Genomic DNA, 14,605 nt, shown 5'->3' with positions numbered 1-14,605 from the left:
GCGATTTCACACCATTCACACTATTCAGACGGTGTTTTTCCGCTGGCGCCGATCTCGACTTGGATCATCTGGACCGTCGCCTTCGGGGGGTGCGCGGACGGGAAAAGCCTACCGCTGGAACGGATAGAAGCCGCCGCCCAGGCCCAGCAGCCCAGTCAGTTCGTCCAGCGCCCGCCGGCTCTCGTCCAGCAGCGCGGGATCGGCCAGATCGCCGGGCGTCAGCCGGTCGCGATAGTGCCGCTCGGCCCAGGCCGACAGCCGGCCGTGCAGGTCGTCGGTCAACCGCATGGCCGGGTTGGTCGCCGCAAGCTCGGCTTCGGTCAGCACAACACGCAGGCGCAGGCACGCCGGGCCGCCGCCGTTTCGCATCGACTGGCGCACATCGACGTACTCGACCCGGCCGATCGGCCCATTCGACCCGGCGAGGCTCTGCGCCACCGCATGGCTGCGCGGATTGTCCCGCGTCTCGGTCGGGCAGATCAGCGTCAGCCGGTCGTCCCCCGGCACCTGGATCAGCATGGAGTTGAATAGATAGCTGGAGATCGCGTCCGCCAGCGGCAGGTCCGCCGACGCCACTTCGACGAAGATCGGCTCGAACAGGCCCTCGGCGGCAAGCCGGATCGCGGCCTTGGTCTCCTCCGTGTCCTCGAAAGCCAGGTCATGGAAAAAAAGGGTCTGCAGCGCGCCGACGCACACCACGTCGTTGTGGAAGGTGCCGCCCGCGATCGCCGCCCGCCCTTGGCGCGCCAGCACGGCGCCCGACGCCCCGTGCCGCCGCATCACGGCCTGACACGCCTCGCGCGTCTGGCGGGCCGGATAGGGATCGTCCCAGGCTTCGAAGGCCTCGCGGCCCCAGACCATCAGATTGACGCCCGGCGCGCCGTGCTCGGCGCACAGTCGCACATGATTGGCCGCCCCCTCGTCCGCCAGATGCCCGACCGGCCGGAGGGCGTCGTGGACCGCGAACCGTTCGGCGTCGGGAAACAGCGCATCCAGCGCCCGCTTCGTCTGCTGGTGCTCAAGCGAGCGGTGCAGGTTGGTCACCAGATTGGCCGGCGTGAAATGCACCCGCCCGTCGGCCGCGTCGGCGCTGGGCGTCACGGTTGCGGCATTGGCGGCCCACATTGGCGAGGCGGAACAGGCCGCCGCGGCGAAGCTGGGCGCGTCTTTCCACGCCCGCTCCAGAGCCTGGGCGTCCGTTCCGTCAAACCCCAGGGTGCGCAGAAACGGAATGTTCGGCCGCTCATGCGGCGGCAACACGAACTGCGGCAGGCCGAGGTCAGCCAAGGCCTTCATCTTGTCGAGCCCCTGCAGCACTGCCGCGCGCGGGTTCGACGCCTCGCCTTTGTTCAGGCTGGACGCCAGATTGCCTGGCGACAGCCCCGCATAGGAGTGCGTTGGTCCGATCAGCCCGTCGGCGTTGGCCTCGACCGCCGGGTTCATCGCAGGCCCTTCATCTCGCCCTCGATGTTCTTCACCCCCGCCGCTTCGAAGCTGGCGACCGGATAGGCGCAGTAGTCGGCGGCGTAATAGGCGCTGGGGCGATGGTTGCCGCTGGCGCCCAGGCCGCCGAAGGGCATGTCGCCCGCCGCGCCCGTCGTGGGGCGGTTGAAGTTGACGACGCCGGCGCGGATGCGGCGGATGAAGCGGTCCCAGTTCGCCGGATCGTCGCTGACCAGGCCGGCGGACAGGCCGTATCGGGTGGCGTTGGCCTCCTGGATCGCGGCGTCGAAGCTCGCCACGCGGGTGACCGACAGGAATGGGGCGAACATCTCCTCGTCCGGCACGTGCACGCCGGTCACGTCGATCAGGGCGGGGCGTACGAAGGCGCCCGGCAGATTGTCGACCGGCCCCGAGGCGCGGATCACCCGCGCGCCGGCGTCGATGCGGTCCTGCAACGCCTTGAGCGCCGCCGCCGCCGCCGCCTTGGAGATCAGCGGCCCGCCATAGGGCTCGGGCTGGCTGTCCCAGGGCGCGAAAATCAGCCGATCGACCAGGGCCGCCACGGCCTCGACGATGGCGTCGCCCTGCGGACCTTCCGGCACGATCAGCCGCCGCGCGCACGAACAGCGCTGGCCCGTCGTGACAAAGGCCGACTGCACCACCAGCCCAGCTACGGCCTCGGCGTCAGCGGCGTCCCACACCACCAGCGGATTGTTGCCGCCCAGCTCCAGCGCCAGGATCACATGCGGGTCGTCGGCGAACTTTCTGCGGAAGTGCGCGCCCGCCGAGCCCGAGCCCGTGAACATCAGGGCGTCGATCGGCTGGTCCAGCAGGGCCGCGCCCACCTCGCGGCCACCCTGCACCAGGTTGAAGACCCCGGCCGGCAGATCGGCCTCAGCCAGGCACTCGGCCATCAGCTGGCCGGTCCACGGCGTCTCTTCCGAGGGTTTGAACACCACCGTGTCGCCGGCCAGCAGGGCCGGCACGATATGGCCGTTGGGCAGGTGGCCCGGGAAGTTGAACGGCCCCAGCACCGCCGCCACGCCATGCGGGCGGTGACGCAGCACCGCGCGGCCGAAGGCGGTGTCATTCGCCCGTTCGCCCGTGCGCTCGTCATAGGCGCGGATGGAGATGTCGACCTTGCCCTGCATCGAGCCCAGCTCGGCCGTGGTCTCCCACAGCGCCTTGCCGGTCTCGCGGCTGATGGCCTGGGCCATTTCGGGCGCGCGGGCCTTGAGCGCGGCCTGATAGCGTTTGACGGCGTCGATCCGGTCCTGACGCGGGCGATCGGCCCAGTCGGGGAAGGCTGCGCGCGCGGCCGCGACGGCGTCGGCCACCTGGCCCGGCGTGCTCTCGGCGCCCTGCCAGACCACCTGTTCGGCGGCCGGATCGATCGAGGTCAGCTGGCTCATGATTTCACCCTTACGACGTCCCCCGACTTCACCTTCAGCGCCGCCGCCGTTTCGCGGTTCAGGCGGGCCGTCTCTCCCTCGATCTCGACGCGCTGGCGCACGGCGCGGAAGTCGTTGACGCTGTCGGTCGAGATCAGGCTGACCAGCTCGACGTCCGGCTCGTCCACGATCTCGACCTTCAGCCTGCGCGCATCGCGGACCGTGCGGATGTTGTCGCGCCCGCAGGCCACGGTCGGACCAGCGTCGAAGATGTCGACCAGGCCATTGGGCCGGAAGCCCTCGCTTTCCAGCAGCGCCATGGCGGGCACGCCCTGCGGATGCACCTTGCCGATGACCGCCCGCGCAGGCTCGGGCAACAGCTCGATATAGATTGGGTGGCGCGGCGCGAGGTCGAGGATGAACTGCTTGTCCGTCGAGCCGGTCATGCGATCGGCCTCGTCGAACTCCATGGGAAAGAACTTGTGCGCGACATGGTCCCAGAACGGGCAGGCGCCGTCGGGCGTAAAGACCCCGCGCAGTTCGGCCAGCACATTGTCGGCGAACAGGTCAGGCTCGGCCCCGATCAACATATAGCGCGACTGGCTGAGCAGCCGCCCCGCGCCGCCCTTGCGCCGATCCGCCTTCAGAAACAGCGAGCCGACCTCGGTCCAGCCGGTGCATTCGTTGACCAGCACCAGCGTCTTCTGATCCAGCTTCACGCCCAGGGAGGGCGAGGACTGGGTGTTGTTCACGACGCGGAAGCTGAAGAAGGGCCGCTTCAGGCCCACGGCCGCCTTGACCGAGCCGACGCCGTCGACGTCGCCGGTGTCGGTTTCCTCCAGCATGAGGGTGTACCATCGCTCCTGCGGCTCCAGGCGCCCCAAAAAGCTGTCGCGGCTGACGTCCAGCCGGTCGGCCAGCATGTCCGGATCCTCAGGCAGGCTCGTGAAGCCGGGGCCGGACAGGATGGCTAGCTCCAGCAGGTGATCCAGATCGCCGGGATTTGCGGGGCGGACGACCAGCATCAGCGGCTCTCCAGAAGCAGGGCCTTGAGCCCGGGCGCGTCGATCTCGCCCGAGGCGACCTTGCACAGGATGAGCGCGCTCAGCTGGGCCCGTTCGACGAAGCTGTCGGGCCAGGCGAACTCCTGATCCGAATGGATATCGCCGCCGCGCACCCCCAGGGTGTCGATGTTGGGCAGGCCCGCCGCGTGCAGATTATTGCCCTCGCAGACTCCGCCGGACGGCGCCCAGCGGATGCTCTGGCCCAGCAGTTCGCCGGCCTGGCGCACCGCCTCAAACAGGGCGCTTTGAGCGGCATCCATGGGTTTGGGCGGACGGGTGAAGCCGCCGTGCAGCTCCAGGCTCAGGCCCTCGAAGGGCGGCTGGGCGGCGATGGCGTCGACCTGCTTTGCGATCCAGTCGGCCGCCTCGGCGTCGGGGACGCGCACGTTGAAGCGCACCACCGCATGGTCGGCCACGACGTTCAGCGCCGCACCGCCCGAAATCTTGGCCACATTGACCGTCACGCCCTCATGCTGGCCGTTGAGGGCGTGCAAGGCGACGGCGACGGCGGCCGCGCCGGCCACGGCGTTGGCCCCCTCGTGGAAGGCCCGCCCCGCATGGGCGGACCGGCCGCGCACGATCAGGTGGAAGTTGCCCGAGCCCTTCCTCGCACCCGCCATCGAACCGTCCGCCAGGGCGGGTTCGTAGGTCAGGCCCAGATGCCCGCGCGCGCCGAGTTCGGCCAGCAACGACGCCGAGCCCGGCGAGCCGATTTCCTCGTCCGGGCTGAGCAGCACGGTCCAGCCGACGCCGCCCTTGGCCGCGTGGGTCTCGAACGCCTCCAGCGCCGCCAGGATGACGCTGATGCCGCCTTTCATATCGGCGATCCCCGGCCCGTTAAGCGCGCCGTCCGCGCGAACGGCCACGGTCTGGAAGGCGCTGTCGATCGGGAAGACGGTGTCGTAATGGCCGGTCAGCACGACCTGGATCGGGGCCTGGGGCCGGATCGATAGGCTCAGAGCGTCAGAATAGGCTTCTTCTCGCGCCACGGCATCGTCGCCAACGACCACCGCAGGCGTGGTGGCTATGCGCACGATGGCCGCCTCGGGCAGGACACGCCGGGCCTCGGCCTCCAGGGCGTCCAGCACCGCCTCCAGCCCGCCGCGATTTCGGCTGCCCGAGTTCAGATTGGCCCAGTCCACCGCGCGCCCGACGATGCGCTCGGCCCGCGCCGCGACATGGTCGAGCACGGCCCTGTCTTCATCCAGAATCCGCATGGCTCGACCCTAGCGGCGCGGCGTTCAAAGGTGAAGGCTGGCGTCTCGCGGCGTCGGACGATAGGAGGCGGCCATGGCATCCTTCGATCTCAAGCCCTGGCTACAGGCCGCCCATCCTTTGCGCGAACCGCGCGGCATGCTGGAGGCGCAGCGCGCGGCGCGGCTGGGCGCGGTCGGCCTGATGGCCCATGCGGCGGCAGGCGTGGTGTTGATCGGCTGGATGGGCGTCAATCCCCAGGCGGCGATGGCGCTTGCGACGCCCGAACTGGAGAACATGGCCGGCGGCGCCGTGGCGCTGGAACTCGTCATGCCGGTCGCGGCCGTCTTCGCCGCCATCTTCACTCTGCTGGTCTATGGACTGATCGCCGCGCTCCAGTGGACGAAGATGACCCGGTTCATCCCCATGGCCGCGCTCATCCTGACCGGCTGGGGGGCCTTCATGAACGTGGCGGCGATCCTCACCGGCGGCATGGCCGAGGTCGCCCCATCTCCCGTGCCAGTCTGGCTGGTGGCGGTGGACTGGGTGGCTACAGCCATCCTGGTCGTGCTGTCTGGCGCAGCGCTCAAGGGAGCGGTCTATCTACGTCGCCTGAAAGCGGCCCGCTGACGATGACGCCGACCCTGTTCCACAATCCGAAATGCTCGACCTCGCGCAAGGCGCTGGAGTTGCTGCGCGAACACGGCGTGGAGCCGACCGTGGTCGAATATCTGAAGACCGGCTGGGATCGCGAAACCTTGATGCGTCTGGCCGAAAGATCGGGCCTGGGTCTCGCGGGGCTGCTGCGCCGCCGGGAAGCCGAGGCGGTGGAGCTGGCCGACACGGGCGCATCTGACGATAAGATCATGAACGCCATGATCGCTCGCCCCGTGCTGGTCGAGCGGCCCATCGTCGAGACGGACAAGGGCGCGCGCATCGGCCGCCCGGTCGAGACGATCCTGGATCTGATCTAGGGCCGCGTCGGCGCGCCGGGGAAGGACGGCAGGCTCCACCCCCAGGTCAGGGCGCCGGCCCTCAGCGCAAAGCCCAGCCCGGTCCCGGCGAAGGCGGCCGGCCAGCTTGGCACGCCCAGCGTCTTCAGGCCGACGAAGGTCGCCGCGGCGAGGATGCCGGCCGAGATAGTGATCTCGCGGCGCAGCAGCACCGAGGGCTGGCCGGCCAGCAGGTCGCGCACGATGCCTCCGAAGGTCGCCGTCAGTGCTCCCATGACGATGCAGATCAGCGGCGATACGCCGAAGGCGGCCGCCTTGGCCGCCCCCATCACGCCGTAGGCCGCCAGCCCCAGGGCGTCGAGCCACAGCAGGGCGCGGAAGCGCCAGGTGCGGTTGCCCGTCACCCAGACCGCCGCCGCAGCCACCAGACATACCGCGATATAGCGCCAGTCCTGCACCCAGAAGACTGGCGCGCCGATCAGCAGGTCGCGCAGGGTGCCGCCGCCGACGCCTGTCACGGCGGCGAAGAAGGAGAAGGTCACCAGGTCGTGCTTGTCCCGCGCGGCGGCCAGGGCGCCGGTGGCGGCGAACACCGCCACGCCCGCGAAATCGAGCAGCGGCAGAACACGGTCCGGATGTGCGATGGTGGGATCCATCAGTCGCTTCCCCCGGCCTTCTGTTCAGCCTCTTCAAGCGCGATCTCGCCGCGCTTCACCCCGCCATACCAGCCCCACAGCAGGTGCGCCGCCACGCCGCGGTGCGGGCGCCACAATTCGGCGCGGGCGTAGGCCTGCTTCTCATTGGGTCGGGTTTCAGCGCGGTCAGCCCAACGCATCGCCTCCTGAAGCGCCACGTCGCCACCCGGAAACACGTCCAGCCGGCCTTCGCAGAACATCAGGAAGGTCTCGGCCGTCCATTTTCCGACACCCTTGATGGCGGTCAGGGCGGCGACGGCCTGGGCGTCGTCAAGCCGCTCCAGATGGTCGAAATCGATCCGGCCCTCGGCCTGGGCCAGGGCGATCTCGCGGCCGTAGGTCGCCTTCTGACCCGACAGGCCGAAGCCGCGCAGTGTCTCGACATCGCGCGCCAGCACGGCCTCGGGCGTCACCGTCCCGTCGAGCCCCGCCACGACCCGCGCCCAGATCGACGCGGCGGCCGCCACCGACACCTGCTGCTCCACGATCATGCGGAACAGACCTTCGTATCCGCCGGGCCTCAGCCGCCATTCGAACTCCGGCGTCGTCGCATGCGCCCGCGCTAGCGCCGGGTCGGCGGCGGCAAGGGCCTGACGCGCGGCGGCGATCTGAGACGAGGTCGGAGCGAGGGCCATAGAAACCCTCGCTACAATAAACAGCCGTTACAGGGGAGTGGAAAGACCGCAGGGATGGCTGGTGCAAGGGAAGACGACGTGACACCCCTCATTGCACTTGATCAACTCGTTAAGCTCACCGGCATACCGTTGCTGGCATTCGTAGAGACAATCGCAGTGAGCAGGGCAGTTTTCGCCTACGCACGCGCTAGCTGGTCGGACTGTCATTGCGGAGATCGAACCGCTGAACAGAATGAGTGACGCCGTCAAAACAAACTTTTTCAATAACATGGCAAGCCTCCCCCCAAGGCAACCTCAGGTAATCAAGCCATGGCCACGCAATCAATACACCTCCTTGTGATCTAACGCAGTTCCATCATTGTTCGTCACCCGCTTCGCCCCCTCCCCGACCGGCCGGCTGCATCTGGGCCACGCCTATTCGACCCTGACCGCGTGGCGGGCCGCGCGTGACGCGGGCGGACGTTTCCTGCTGCGCATCGAGGACATCGACCCTACGCGCTGCCGTCCCGAGTATGAGGCGGGCATCCTCGAGGACCTCGCCTGGCTGGGCCTGGACTGGGACGGACCGGTGCGGCGCCAGTCGGATCATCTGGACGACTACGCCGCCGCCATCGAGCAGATGCGGGTGCGCGGACTGCTGTACCGGTGCTTCCGCACCCGCAAGGAGGTCGCCGCCGCCATCGGCGACGCGCCCCATGGCCCCGTCGAGGCCGTGCGTCCCGGACCCCACGCGCCGGACGAGGAAGCTCGCCTTCTGGGCTCTGACCGGCCGTTCGCCTGGCGGCTCTCGCTGGATCGCGCGCGGGAGGCGCTGGGAGAAGAGGCCTGGGCCGCCCTGTCTTTCGATGAAATCGGCCGAGGCCCCGACGGCGAGACCGGCCGTTTGGCGGCGCGCCCAGAGGCGGCGGGGGACATCATCGTGGCGCGCAAGGACGCCGGCGTCGCCTATCACCTCGCAGTCACCCACGACGACGCCCTGCAGGGCGTGACCCAGGTGATCCGAGGCGAAGATCTGTTCGAGGCCACGCACATCCAGCGTCTGATCCACGCCCTGATGGGCTGGCCCGCGCCGACCTATCGCCACCACCGCCTGCTGAGCGGGCCGGACGGTCGCCGCTACGCCAAGCGCGACCGCTCGGTGACGCTGGCGGAGCTGCGCGGCGATGGCGTAACCCCGGAACAGGTGCGGACGCGGATCGGCCTCTAGATCAGGCGGCGCGGCTTACGGAGAAGTCGGCCAGACGCTCCAGCGCCTCGCGCCATTCGCCAGCGGGCAGCACGCTCAGCGCCGCCTTGGCCTGATCGGCGTAGTCGCCCGCCAGATCCAGGGTCGCGCCCACCGCCCCGGTGCCGATGATCAGTTCGCGCGCCCGGCGGAAGTCATCCGGCGTGCGCTCGCCCTTGGTGACGGTGCGCTCCCAGAAGGCGTCCTCGCGCCCGCGCGTGCGCTGGACCGCCAGCAGCAGGGGCAGCGTCGCCTTGCCCTCGTTGAAGTCGTCGCCGGCGTTCTTGCCCAGGGCCTCGGACGCCCCGCCGTAATCCAGAGCGTCGTCCGCGAGTTGGAAGGCCACGCCCAGCGCCATGCCGTAGTCGCGCAGGGCTTTCACCGACGCCTCGTCCGCTCCGGCGCCCACGGCGCCCGATTCAGCCGCGGCGGCAAACAGTTCGGCCGTCTTGGCGCGGATGATCTGCAGATAGGTGGCCTGATCCAGATTCAGGTCGTGCGCGCGCGTCAGCTGCAGCACCTCCCCCTCAGCGATCACGCGCGAAGCTTGAGCCAGAGCGCCAAGCGCACGAATTGAATCCGTCTCGACCATAAGCTCGAAGGCGCGCGCGAACAGGAAGTCACCGACCAGAACCGACGACGCGGCGCCCCAGATCAGATGCGCCGCGACCTTGCCGCGCCGCATCTCCGACCCGTCGACGATGTCGTCGTGCAGCAGGGTGGCGGTGTGGATGAACTCGACCGCTGCGGCCAGCTTGCGCGGGGCCTCGATGTCGTCGGTCGCGCCCACCGCTCGCGCTGCGGCGACGGTCAGCAGCGGACGCAGCCGCTTGCCGCCCGCCGCGACCAGATGCTCGGCCAGGCGCGGGATCACCGGCACGTCGGACTGCATTCGCTCCAGGATCAGGGCGTCGACCGCCGCCATGTCGGCCTGGGCCAGACGGCCCAGGGCCTCCACGTCACCCTTGGCGCGGGGAGCGGCGACGGTTGCAGCGTCCAATGGAATACTCTTTCACCACCGAAGCGGCCGTCGTTGCGACCGCATAAATCCAGGCGCCGGCTTGCCCGGTCGCGATGCGGCGCACAATGGTGGCGCGCCCCCTATGGGTCAAGAAGGATCGCCGTGTCAGACCCGTCCTCTTCCGCCCCTGCGAACGCCGTCGAAAGCAGGCTGCTGGGCGGCCGTGTCTGCTTGATGCAGCCCGAGCGGGGCTATCGCGCCGGCATGGACGCCGCCTTGCTGGCGGCCGCCGTCGACGCCCGGCCTGGCGAGCGTCTGATCGAAGCCGGATCCGGGGCTGGCGCGGTGCTGATGCAGGTGGCGAAACGGCGGCCCGGCGTCAGCTTGACCGGGCTGGAGCGCGAAGTCGACGCCGCCAGCCTGGCGCGCTGGAACGCCACGATCAACGGCGCACCGGCGGAGATCATCAGCGGCGACGTCTCCGCTGGATTTCGCGCGCTGGGTCTCGAGCGGTTCGACTGGGCCGTCTCCAATCCGCCCTTCTTTGACGATGCGAACGCTCTGCGCGCGCCCGCCGAAGGCAAACGCGCGGCGTGGCTGGCCGACGACGGACTGAAGGCCTGGACCGATTTCCTGCTGGCAGCGACGAAGGACGGCGGCCGGATCATCGTCATTCACCGCGCGGATCGCCTGGCCGACCTGCTGGCGTTGCTGGGCGCCAAGGCGGGCTCCTTCGCCATTCGCCCGGTCCAGCCCCACGCCGACGAAGCCGCCAAGCGGGTACTGGTCCAAGCCGTTCGGGGCGGCAAGGCCCCGCTGCGCCTCCTGCCGCCCCTGGTTCTGCATGACCGCTCCGACGCCAAGCACACGTCTGAGGCCGAAGCGATCCTGCGCGGCGAAGCCTCGCTGTTCTTCTGACCCTCAGGCCGGCAGGGTCGCGGCGGCCAGTCGGTTCAACTCGGCCACATGGGCGGTGAAGGCCTGACGCCCCGCCTTCGTCAGGGCCGCCCAGGTCCGTTGTCGACCTTCGCGCGCGGCCTTGGACACGGTGACATAGCCTGCTTCCTCCAGCAGCTTCAGGTGCTTGGACATGACGGAGTCCGACACCTGGATCGCCTCCTTCAGCACCGTGAACTCGGCCTCGTCAACGCTGGACAGGATGGCGCAGAGCTGAAGCCGTCCGGGCGCGTGGATGATCGGGTCAAAGGCCGCACTCACTGCCCCTCCTCCGCCAACTCCGCCTTCCAAGTCCTCATCCACAGCCGCCCGCCCACGACCGCCGCCACAAAGCCGAGCGCGAAGGTGATCAGGCCGCCCCAGTGCAGGCCATTGGACCGGAACCAGAGCGACACGCCCATCAGGGCGATCAGAACCACCGCCAGGCCGATCGCCACCCAGCGCGCCCGGCGCGGCGAATAGCCGTTGACCCAGTAGCCCATCTCCTTGCGCCAGGCCCGGATTGACAGGACCAGGCCCACCATGGCGAACGCCAGAACGAGCCCTGCCCACAGCGTCGGCAGGGCCTGACCGCCCACCAGGGCGCCGCAGATCGCGCCGTAGCCCAGGTCCCAGGACAGCGGATACCGCGTGTCCTTGACGATTCCGGCGCGCGCGGCGGTGATGGAGGCCAGCGCGTCCTGCGGGCTTTGGTTGTCGTCGGTCATGATGTCTTCCTCACTTTCCATGGCGGAAAATGACGCAGACTTTCCGTGCTGGCAAGTCAAAACTTTCCAGTTTGGAAAGTTAAGCGCGCAGCGCCTCGAACCATCGCTGCAACAGCACGGCTTCGTCGCGGCGAGCGGCGACGCGTTCGGCAGCCTCGGCGTCCTGGCCCCACTGCTCTTCCTGGAAGCGTTCCTCGAGCCGCGAGATTTCGAACGCCTCTTCGGCCGTTAAAGCGCTTCGCTGCATCGCCAGACCCAGCACCGCCGATCCGAAAAGCGGCACCACCGTCGCCAGACCCGTCAGGGCGAAGTCGTCTAGCTCCAGCGCCAGCGCCTTCACCCGCGACAGGGACTCGGCCGGCTGGGCGCGATGCACGATGCCCTCCGCCGGATGCAGCGCGACGCCCAGTTCGCGCGCCGCCCACTCACGCCATGGCGTCCACTCGCGGGCCTGGCGTTCGATCAGGCCGGTCGGCGCCTCGGCGATGTAGCAAAGGGCGTCCGAGCCGGCGTAGGCGGCGATCTCGTCGGCCACCGGCTCGCGGGCCTGGCCGATGCGGTCGATGGCGGTGGAGGCGAGGCGCGTAGCCGGCATGGTCGCGGGGGCCAGATGCTCGCCCTGAGCGTTCCACTCATCCGCGACCAGTTGCGCCGCGGCTTCGGTCGGAAGGATCAGCGCGGCGCCGGCCGGCGTCTTGGGCGCCCGGCCGTCCAGCAGAACGACCCAGCCGTCGTCGCGCGCCTCCGTGCTGGCAGTCTTCCAGAAGCGTTTGATGCGCTCTTCGGACTCGCGAAAGCCCTTTCGGGCCGCGACGTTGGGATCCATCGGTGGAATATGCATCAGGCGATCTCGAAGGCTTGGACAGCGAAACGGTCGAGCGCGGCTTCGAGGTCCGGCCAGTCCGAAGCGACCATCACGGCGCCAGCGGCCAGTTGCTCCTCCACCGTATTGAAGCCCCAGGCCACGCCATAGGCGGGCACCCCGGCATTCAGCGCCATGCGGTGGTCATGGCCGGTATCGCCGATCATGACCGTGGTGGCGGCGCAGGCCCGACAGGCGGTCATGGCCGCGCGCAGCATCGTCGGATCCGGCTTGCCCGGCCCGTCCTCCGCACAGTGGGCCGATATGAAGGTGTCGCCCCACCCCGCCCGCGCCAGGTTGCGAGCCACGCCCCGCCTGTTCTGCCCCGTGGCCAGGGCCAGCCGCCAGCCGTCTTTGCGAAGACGGCGCAGCATGTCGTCGACGCCTGGATACAGCGGCTCTTCGCGCCCCGCATCGTAGTGGGCCCGGAAATAGGCCTGAAAGCCTGCTACGAACCGATCCAGCGCCGCGTCCGGGATGTCAGGCGCCAGCGCGCGCATCGCGACCGGCAGCGACAGACCCACCGTCTGGCGAACTTCGTCATAGGTCGGGTCCGGCAGTCCGACCGCCCGCGCGCCGGCCACCGCCGCCTCGTGGATCAGCACTCGGCTGTCGACCAGGGTGCCGTCGATGTCGAAGACCGCCAGAGGCCTCAACGCAGGCGCCTCACTCCGGCGAAGGGGTCCTCGTCCGCCTCGTCCTCCGAGAAGCCGAAGTGCGCGAAGCCGGCCTTCATCTCGGGGCTCAGCGGGGCCTCGACGATCAGCTTGCCGCCGCCGGGATGGTCCAGCTCGATGCGTCTGGCGTGAAGCTGCAGGCGCAGCGGCCCGCTCAGCTCGGTCGACTGCTCGGTGCCGTATTTGGGGTCGCCCAGGATCGGATGCCCGATCGCGGCCATGTGGGCGCGCAGCTGGTGGGTCCGCCCCGTGAACGGCCTCAGCGCCATCCAGGCCGCGCGATGCGCCGCCCGGCTGAGCGTCGCATAGGCCGTCTCGGCCGGTTCCGCGCCGTGATCCTTGGGATCGGCGGTGCGCATCATCTCGAAGTCGTTGATGCCGGTCTTCTTCAGCGCCAGGTCGATCTGGCCCGCCACGGGCTTGGGATTGCCGATGACGATGGCCCAATAGGTCTTCTTGGCCTGCCGACGCGCAAAGGCGCCGGCCAGCCGCTTGGCCGCCTCGGGCCCCTTGCCGAGAAGCAGCACGCCCGAGGTGTCGCGGTCCAGGCGATGCACCAGACGCGGCCGATCCATCCCCTCGCCCCAGGCCGACAGCAGGCGGTCGACGTGCTTGGTGGTCTTGGTGCCGCCCTGCACCGCCAGGCCGTGCGGCTTGTTCAAAGCGATGACCAGGTCGTCCTCATAGAGCACCAGCGACTTGGCGTAGGCCACGTCGCGCTCGGTCAGCTCGTGCTTGTCGCCCGGCTGGCGCGGATTGGCGTCGGGCAGAGGCGGGACGCGGATGGCCGCGCCGGCGGTCAGCCGGTCCTGGGGCTTGGCGCGCGAGCCGTCGACGCGGATCTGGCCGCTGCGAGCCATCTTCTCGACCTGGATGTGCGACAGGTGCGGCCAGCGGCGCTTGAACCACCGATCCAGGCGAATGCCGTCCTCGGCCTCGGCGACGTACAGGGTCTGGACTTCGCGGCTCATGCGAAGGCCCTCCGCGCCAGCCAAAGCCCGACGAACAGCGCCCCGATCGCCACGACCACCGAGCCGGCGACATAGGCGGCCGCCAGCGCCAACTCCCGTCGCTGGATCATCAGCGCCGTCTCCAGCGAGAAGGCCGAAAAGGTGGTGAAACCGCCCAGCAGACCGACGGCGGCGAACAGGCGAACGCTCTCCTGCCCCGCGGTCCCGCGCAAGGCCAGCCAGCCCGCCAGCAGCCCCATCAGCAGACCGCCCATGGCGTTGACCGCAAAGGTCCCCCAGGGCCAGCCGCCAATCCCGCCCCAGCGCAAGGCCACCATGCCCACGCCATAGCGCGCCATGGCCCCCAAGGCCCCGCCGCTCGCCACAAGCAGAAAACGTGTCATCATCGGCGGCTTATTACAGAGGCTGCACCGAAAGCGAAGCCGCCATGCCCGACCTGCTGCTCGCCATCTTGCATCATGTCCTTGTGTTCGGCCTGTTCGGCATGGTGGTGCTGGAACGCGCCCTGGTGGCCGCGCCCGTCATCGACGCTCGCCGGCTGGCGCGCATCGACGCCGGCGTCGGTATGACATCCGCACTTGTCTTGGGCGTCGGCGTTGCGCGCGTCGTCTGGGGCGGGAAGGGCTGGGCCTTTTACGAAGCCAACCCCTTCTTCTGGGCCAAGCTGGCGACCTTCATGCTGATCGGCCTGCTGTCGATCGGCCCGACGCTCAGCTTCTTGCGATGGGCGAAGTCGGCGCGCGACAGGCCCGATTTCCAGCCAGCTGCCGTCGAGATCACGACCACGCGAAATCGCCTCGGCATCATGGCCCTGATGTTCGTCCCGCTGGTGAGCTTCGCCGCGGCCATGGCGCGCTGGCCCTTCTGAGA

General features: G+C 69.3%; 18 protein-coding genes. 5 read left to right on the top strand and 13 right to left on the bottom strand.

Annotated features, from left to right (window positions below; all coding sequences use genetic code 11):
• Positions 1-108: 108 nt before the first annotated feature.
• From astB to E4M01_RS07280, 4 genes are read right to left on the bottom strand one after another with little or no spacing between them, the layout of a single operon-like run.
• Complete coding sequence (gene astB / locus E4M01_RS07295; protein ID WP_135061422.1) at positions 109-1,443, bottom strand: N-succinylarginine dihydrolase; 1,335 nt, start codon at positions 1,441-1,443, stop codon at positions 109-111.
• The gene (gene astD / locus E4M01_RS07290) at positions 1,440-2,855 is read right to left on the bottom strand and encodes a succinylglutamate-semialdehyde dehydrogenase (protein ID WP_135061424.1); all 1,416 of its coding nucleotides are present in this window, start codon (positions 2,853-2,855) and stop codon (positions 1,440-1,442) included. Before astD ends, astB begins: the two co-directional genes overlap by 4 nt.
• Entirely contained in the window at positions 2,852-3,859 is a 1,008-nt protein-coding gene (locus tag E4M01_RS07285) for an arginine N-succinyltransferase (RefSeq protein ID WP_135061426.1), read from the bottom strand. Before E4M01_RS07285 ends, astD begins: the two co-directional genes overlap by 4 nt.
• Entirely contained in the window at positions 3,859-5,115 is a 1,257-nt protein-coding gene (locus E4M01_RS07280; protein WP_135061428.1) for a hydrolase, read from the bottom strand. Before E4M01_RS07280 ends, E4M01_RS07285 begins: the two co-directional genes overlap by 1 nt.
• Before the next feature lie 73 nt (positions 5,116-5,188).
• Here E4M01_RS07280 and E4M01_RS07275 point away from each other — a divergent pair, with 73 nt between their 5' ends.
• Positions 5,189-5,722: a hypothetical protein gene (locus E4M01_RS07275; protein ID WP_135061430.1), complete on the top strand. Its 534-nt coding sequence runs from the start codon at positions 5,189-5,191 to the stop codon at positions 5,720-5,722.
• Between the two features lie 2 nt (positions 5,723-5,724).
• Positions 5,725-6,066 carry an arsenate reductase (glutaredoxin) gene (gene arsC, locus E4M01_RS07270; RefSeq protein ID WP_135061432.1) on the top strand — a complete coding sequence of 114 codons (342 nt, stop codon included), beginning with the start codon at positions 5,725-5,727 and terminating at the stop codon, positions 6,064-6,066.
• Here the strand turns inward: arsC and E4M01_RS07265 are convergent.
• Both E4M01_RS07265 and E4M01_RS07260 read right to left on the bottom strand, forming a co-directional pair.
• On the bottom strand, positions 6,063-6,701 hold the full coding sequence (locus E4M01_RS07265; protein WP_135061434.1) for a trimeric intracellular cation channel family protein: 639 nt from the start codon (positions 6,699-6,701) through the stop codon (positions 6,063-6,065). The two genes, arsC and E4M01_RS07265, sit on opposite strands and share 4 nt — an antisense overlap.
• Complete coding sequence (locus E4M01_RS07260) at positions 6,701-7,375, bottom strand: DNA-3-methyladenine glycosylase (protein ID WP_135061436.1); 675 nt, start codon at positions 7,373-7,375, stop codon at positions 6,701-6,703. Before E4M01_RS07260 ends, E4M01_RS07265 begins: the two co-directional genes overlap by 1 nt.
• 358 nt (positions 7,376-7,733) lie before the next feature.
• Here E4M01_RS07260 and gluQRS point away from each other — a divergent pair, with 358 nt between their 5' ends.
• Positions 7,734-8,582 carry a tRNA glutamyl-Q(34) synthetase GluQRS gene (gene gluQRS / locus E4M01_RS07255; protein WP_135061438.1) on the top strand — a complete coding sequence of 283 codons (849 nt, stop codon included), beginning with the start codon at positions 7,734-7,736 and terminating at the stop codon, positions 8,580-8,582.
• A gap of 1 nt (position 8,583) precedes the next feature.
• Here gluQRS and E4M01_RS07250 read toward each other — a convergent pair whose 3' ends face one another.
• Positions 8,584-9,600, bottom strand: a complete 1,017-nt coding sequence (locus E4M01_RS07250) for a polyprenyl synthetase family protein (protein ID WP_135061440.1) — start codon at positions 9,598-9,600, stop codon at positions 8,584-8,586.
• A 195-nt stretch (positions 9,601-9,795) separates the two neighbouring features.
• Between E4M01_RS07250 and E4M01_RS07245 the strand changes: the two genes are divergently transcribed.
• On the top strand, positions 9,796-10,479 hold the full coding sequence (locus E4M01_RS07245; RefSeq protein ID WP_135062648.1) for a methyltransferase: 684 nt from the start codon (positions 9,796-9,798) through the stop codon (positions 10,477-10,479).
• 3 nt (positions 10,480-10,482) lie between these two features.
• Here the strand turns inward: E4M01_RS07245 and E4M01_RS07240 are convergent, their stop codons facing one another.
• The 6 genes from E4M01_RS07240 to crcB all read right to left on the bottom strand — a co-directional run bounded on the left by E4M01_RS07240 (position 10,483) and on the right by crcB (position 14,118).
• On the bottom strand, positions 10,483-10,779 hold the full coding sequence (locus tag E4M01_RS07240; protein ID WP_135061442.1) for a transcriptional regulator: 297 nt from the start codon (positions 10,777-10,779) through the stop codon (positions 10,483-10,485).
• A complete protein-coding gene (locus E4M01_RS07235; protein ID WP_135061444.1) occupies positions 10,776-11,225 on the bottom strand; it encodes a hypothetical protein in 450 nt (149 codons plus the stop codon). Before E4M01_RS07235 ends, E4M01_RS07240 begins: the two co-directional genes overlap by 4 nt.
• A 79-nt stretch (positions 11,226-11,304) precedes the next feature.
• Positions 11,305-12,069, bottom strand: a complete 765-nt coding sequence (locus E4M01_RS07230; RefSeq protein ID WP_135061446.1) for an ATP12 family chaperone protein — start codon at positions 12,067-12,069, stop codon at positions 11,305-11,307.
• Positions 12,066-12,743 carry an HAD-IA family hydrolase gene (locus E4M01_RS07225; RefSeq protein WP_135061448.1) on the bottom strand — a complete coding sequence of 226 codons (678 nt, stop codon included), beginning with the start codon at positions 12,741-12,743 and terminating at the stop codon, positions 12,066-12,068. Before E4M01_RS07225 ends, E4M01_RS07230 begins: the two co-directional genes overlap by 4 nt.
• Positions 12,740-13,735 (bottom strand): RluA family pseudouridine synthase, encoded by a 996-nt coding sequence (locus E4M01_RS07220; protein WP_135061450.1) that lies wholly within the window; start codon positions 13,733-13,735, stop codon positions 12,740-12,742. The genes E4M01_RS07225 and E4M01_RS07220 overlap by 4 nt, the downstream gene beginning before the upstream one ends.
• Positions 13,732-14,118 (bottom strand): fluoride efflux transporter CrcB, encoded by a 387-nt coding sequence (gene crcB, locus E4M01_RS07215; RefSeq protein ID WP_135062650.1) that lies wholly within the window; start codon positions 14,116-14,118, stop codon positions 13,732-13,734. Before crcB ends, E4M01_RS07220 begins: the two co-directional genes overlap by 4 nt.
• Positions 14,119-14,162: 44 nt before the next feature.
• On the opposite strand from crcB, the gene E4M01_RS07210 reads away from it, so the two are divergent.
• Positions 14,163-14,603 (top strand): DUF2214 family protein, encoded by a 441-nt coding sequence (locus tag E4M01_RS07210; RefSeq protein ID WP_135061452.1) that lies wholly within the window; start codon positions 14,163-14,165, stop codon positions 14,601-14,603.
• Positions 14,604-14,605: the final 2 nt, after the last annotated feature.

The sequence above is a fragment of the Brevundimonas sp. MF30-B genome (assembly GCF_004683885.1).
GTDB lineage: Bacteria > Pseudomonadota > Alphaproteobacteria > Caulobacterales > Caulobacteraceae > Brevundimonas.
Note: the sequence above shows the minus strand (reverse complement) of the source record. Positions and strands in the feature narration are given on the sequence as shown.

Coding starts and splice junctions, on each gene's coding strand:
- astB (WP_135061422.1), bottom strand. CDS start 1,443: ATGAACCCGGCGGTCGAGGCCAACGCCGACGGGCTGATCGGACCAACG.
- astD (WP_135061424.1), bottom strand. CDS start 2,855: ATGAGCCAGCTGACCTCGATCGATCCGGCCGCCGAACAGGTGGTCTGG.
- E4M01_RS07285 (WP_135061426.1), bottom strand. CDS start 3,859: ATGCTGGTCGTCCGCCCCGCAAATCCCGGCGATCTGGATCACCTGCTG.
- E4M01_RS07280 (WP_135061428.1), bottom strand. CDS start 5,115: ATGCGGATTCTGGATGAAGACAGGGCCGTGCTCGACCATGTCGCGGCG.
- E4M01_RS07275 (WP_135061430.1), top strand. CDS start 5,189: ATGGCATCCTTCGATCTCAAGCCCTGGCTACAGGCCGCCCATCCTTTG.
- arsC (WP_135061432.1), top strand. CDS start 5,725: ATGACGCCGACCCTGTTCCACAATCCGAAATGCTCGACCTCGCGCAAG.
- E4M01_RS07265 (WP_135061434.1), bottom strand. CDS start 6,701: ATGGATCCCACCATCGCACATCCGGACCGTGTTCTGCCGCTGCTCGAT.
- E4M01_RS07260 (WP_135061436.1), bottom strand. CDS start 7,375: ATGGCCCTCGCTCCGACCTCGTCTCAGATCGCCGCCGCGCGTCAGGCC.
- E4M01_RS07245 (WP_135062648.1), top strand. CDS start 9,796: ATGCAGCCCGAGCGGGGCTATCGCGCCGGCATGGACGCCGCCTTGCTG.
- E4M01_RS07235 (WP_135061444.1), bottom strand. CDS start 11,225: ATGACCGACGACAACCAAAGCCCGCAGGACGCGCTGGCCTCCATCACC.
- E4M01_RS07220 (WP_135061450.1), bottom strand. CDS start 13,735: ATGAGCCGCGAAGTCCAGACCCTGTACGTCGCCGAGGCCGAGGACGGC.
- crcB (WP_135062650.1), bottom strand. CDS start 14,118: ATGACACGTTTTCTGCTTGTGGCGAGCGGCGGGGCCTTGGGGGCCATG.
- E4M01_RS07210 (WP_135061452.1), top strand. CDS start 14,163: ATGCCCGACCTGCTGCTCGCCATCTTGCATCATGTCCTTGTGTTCGGC.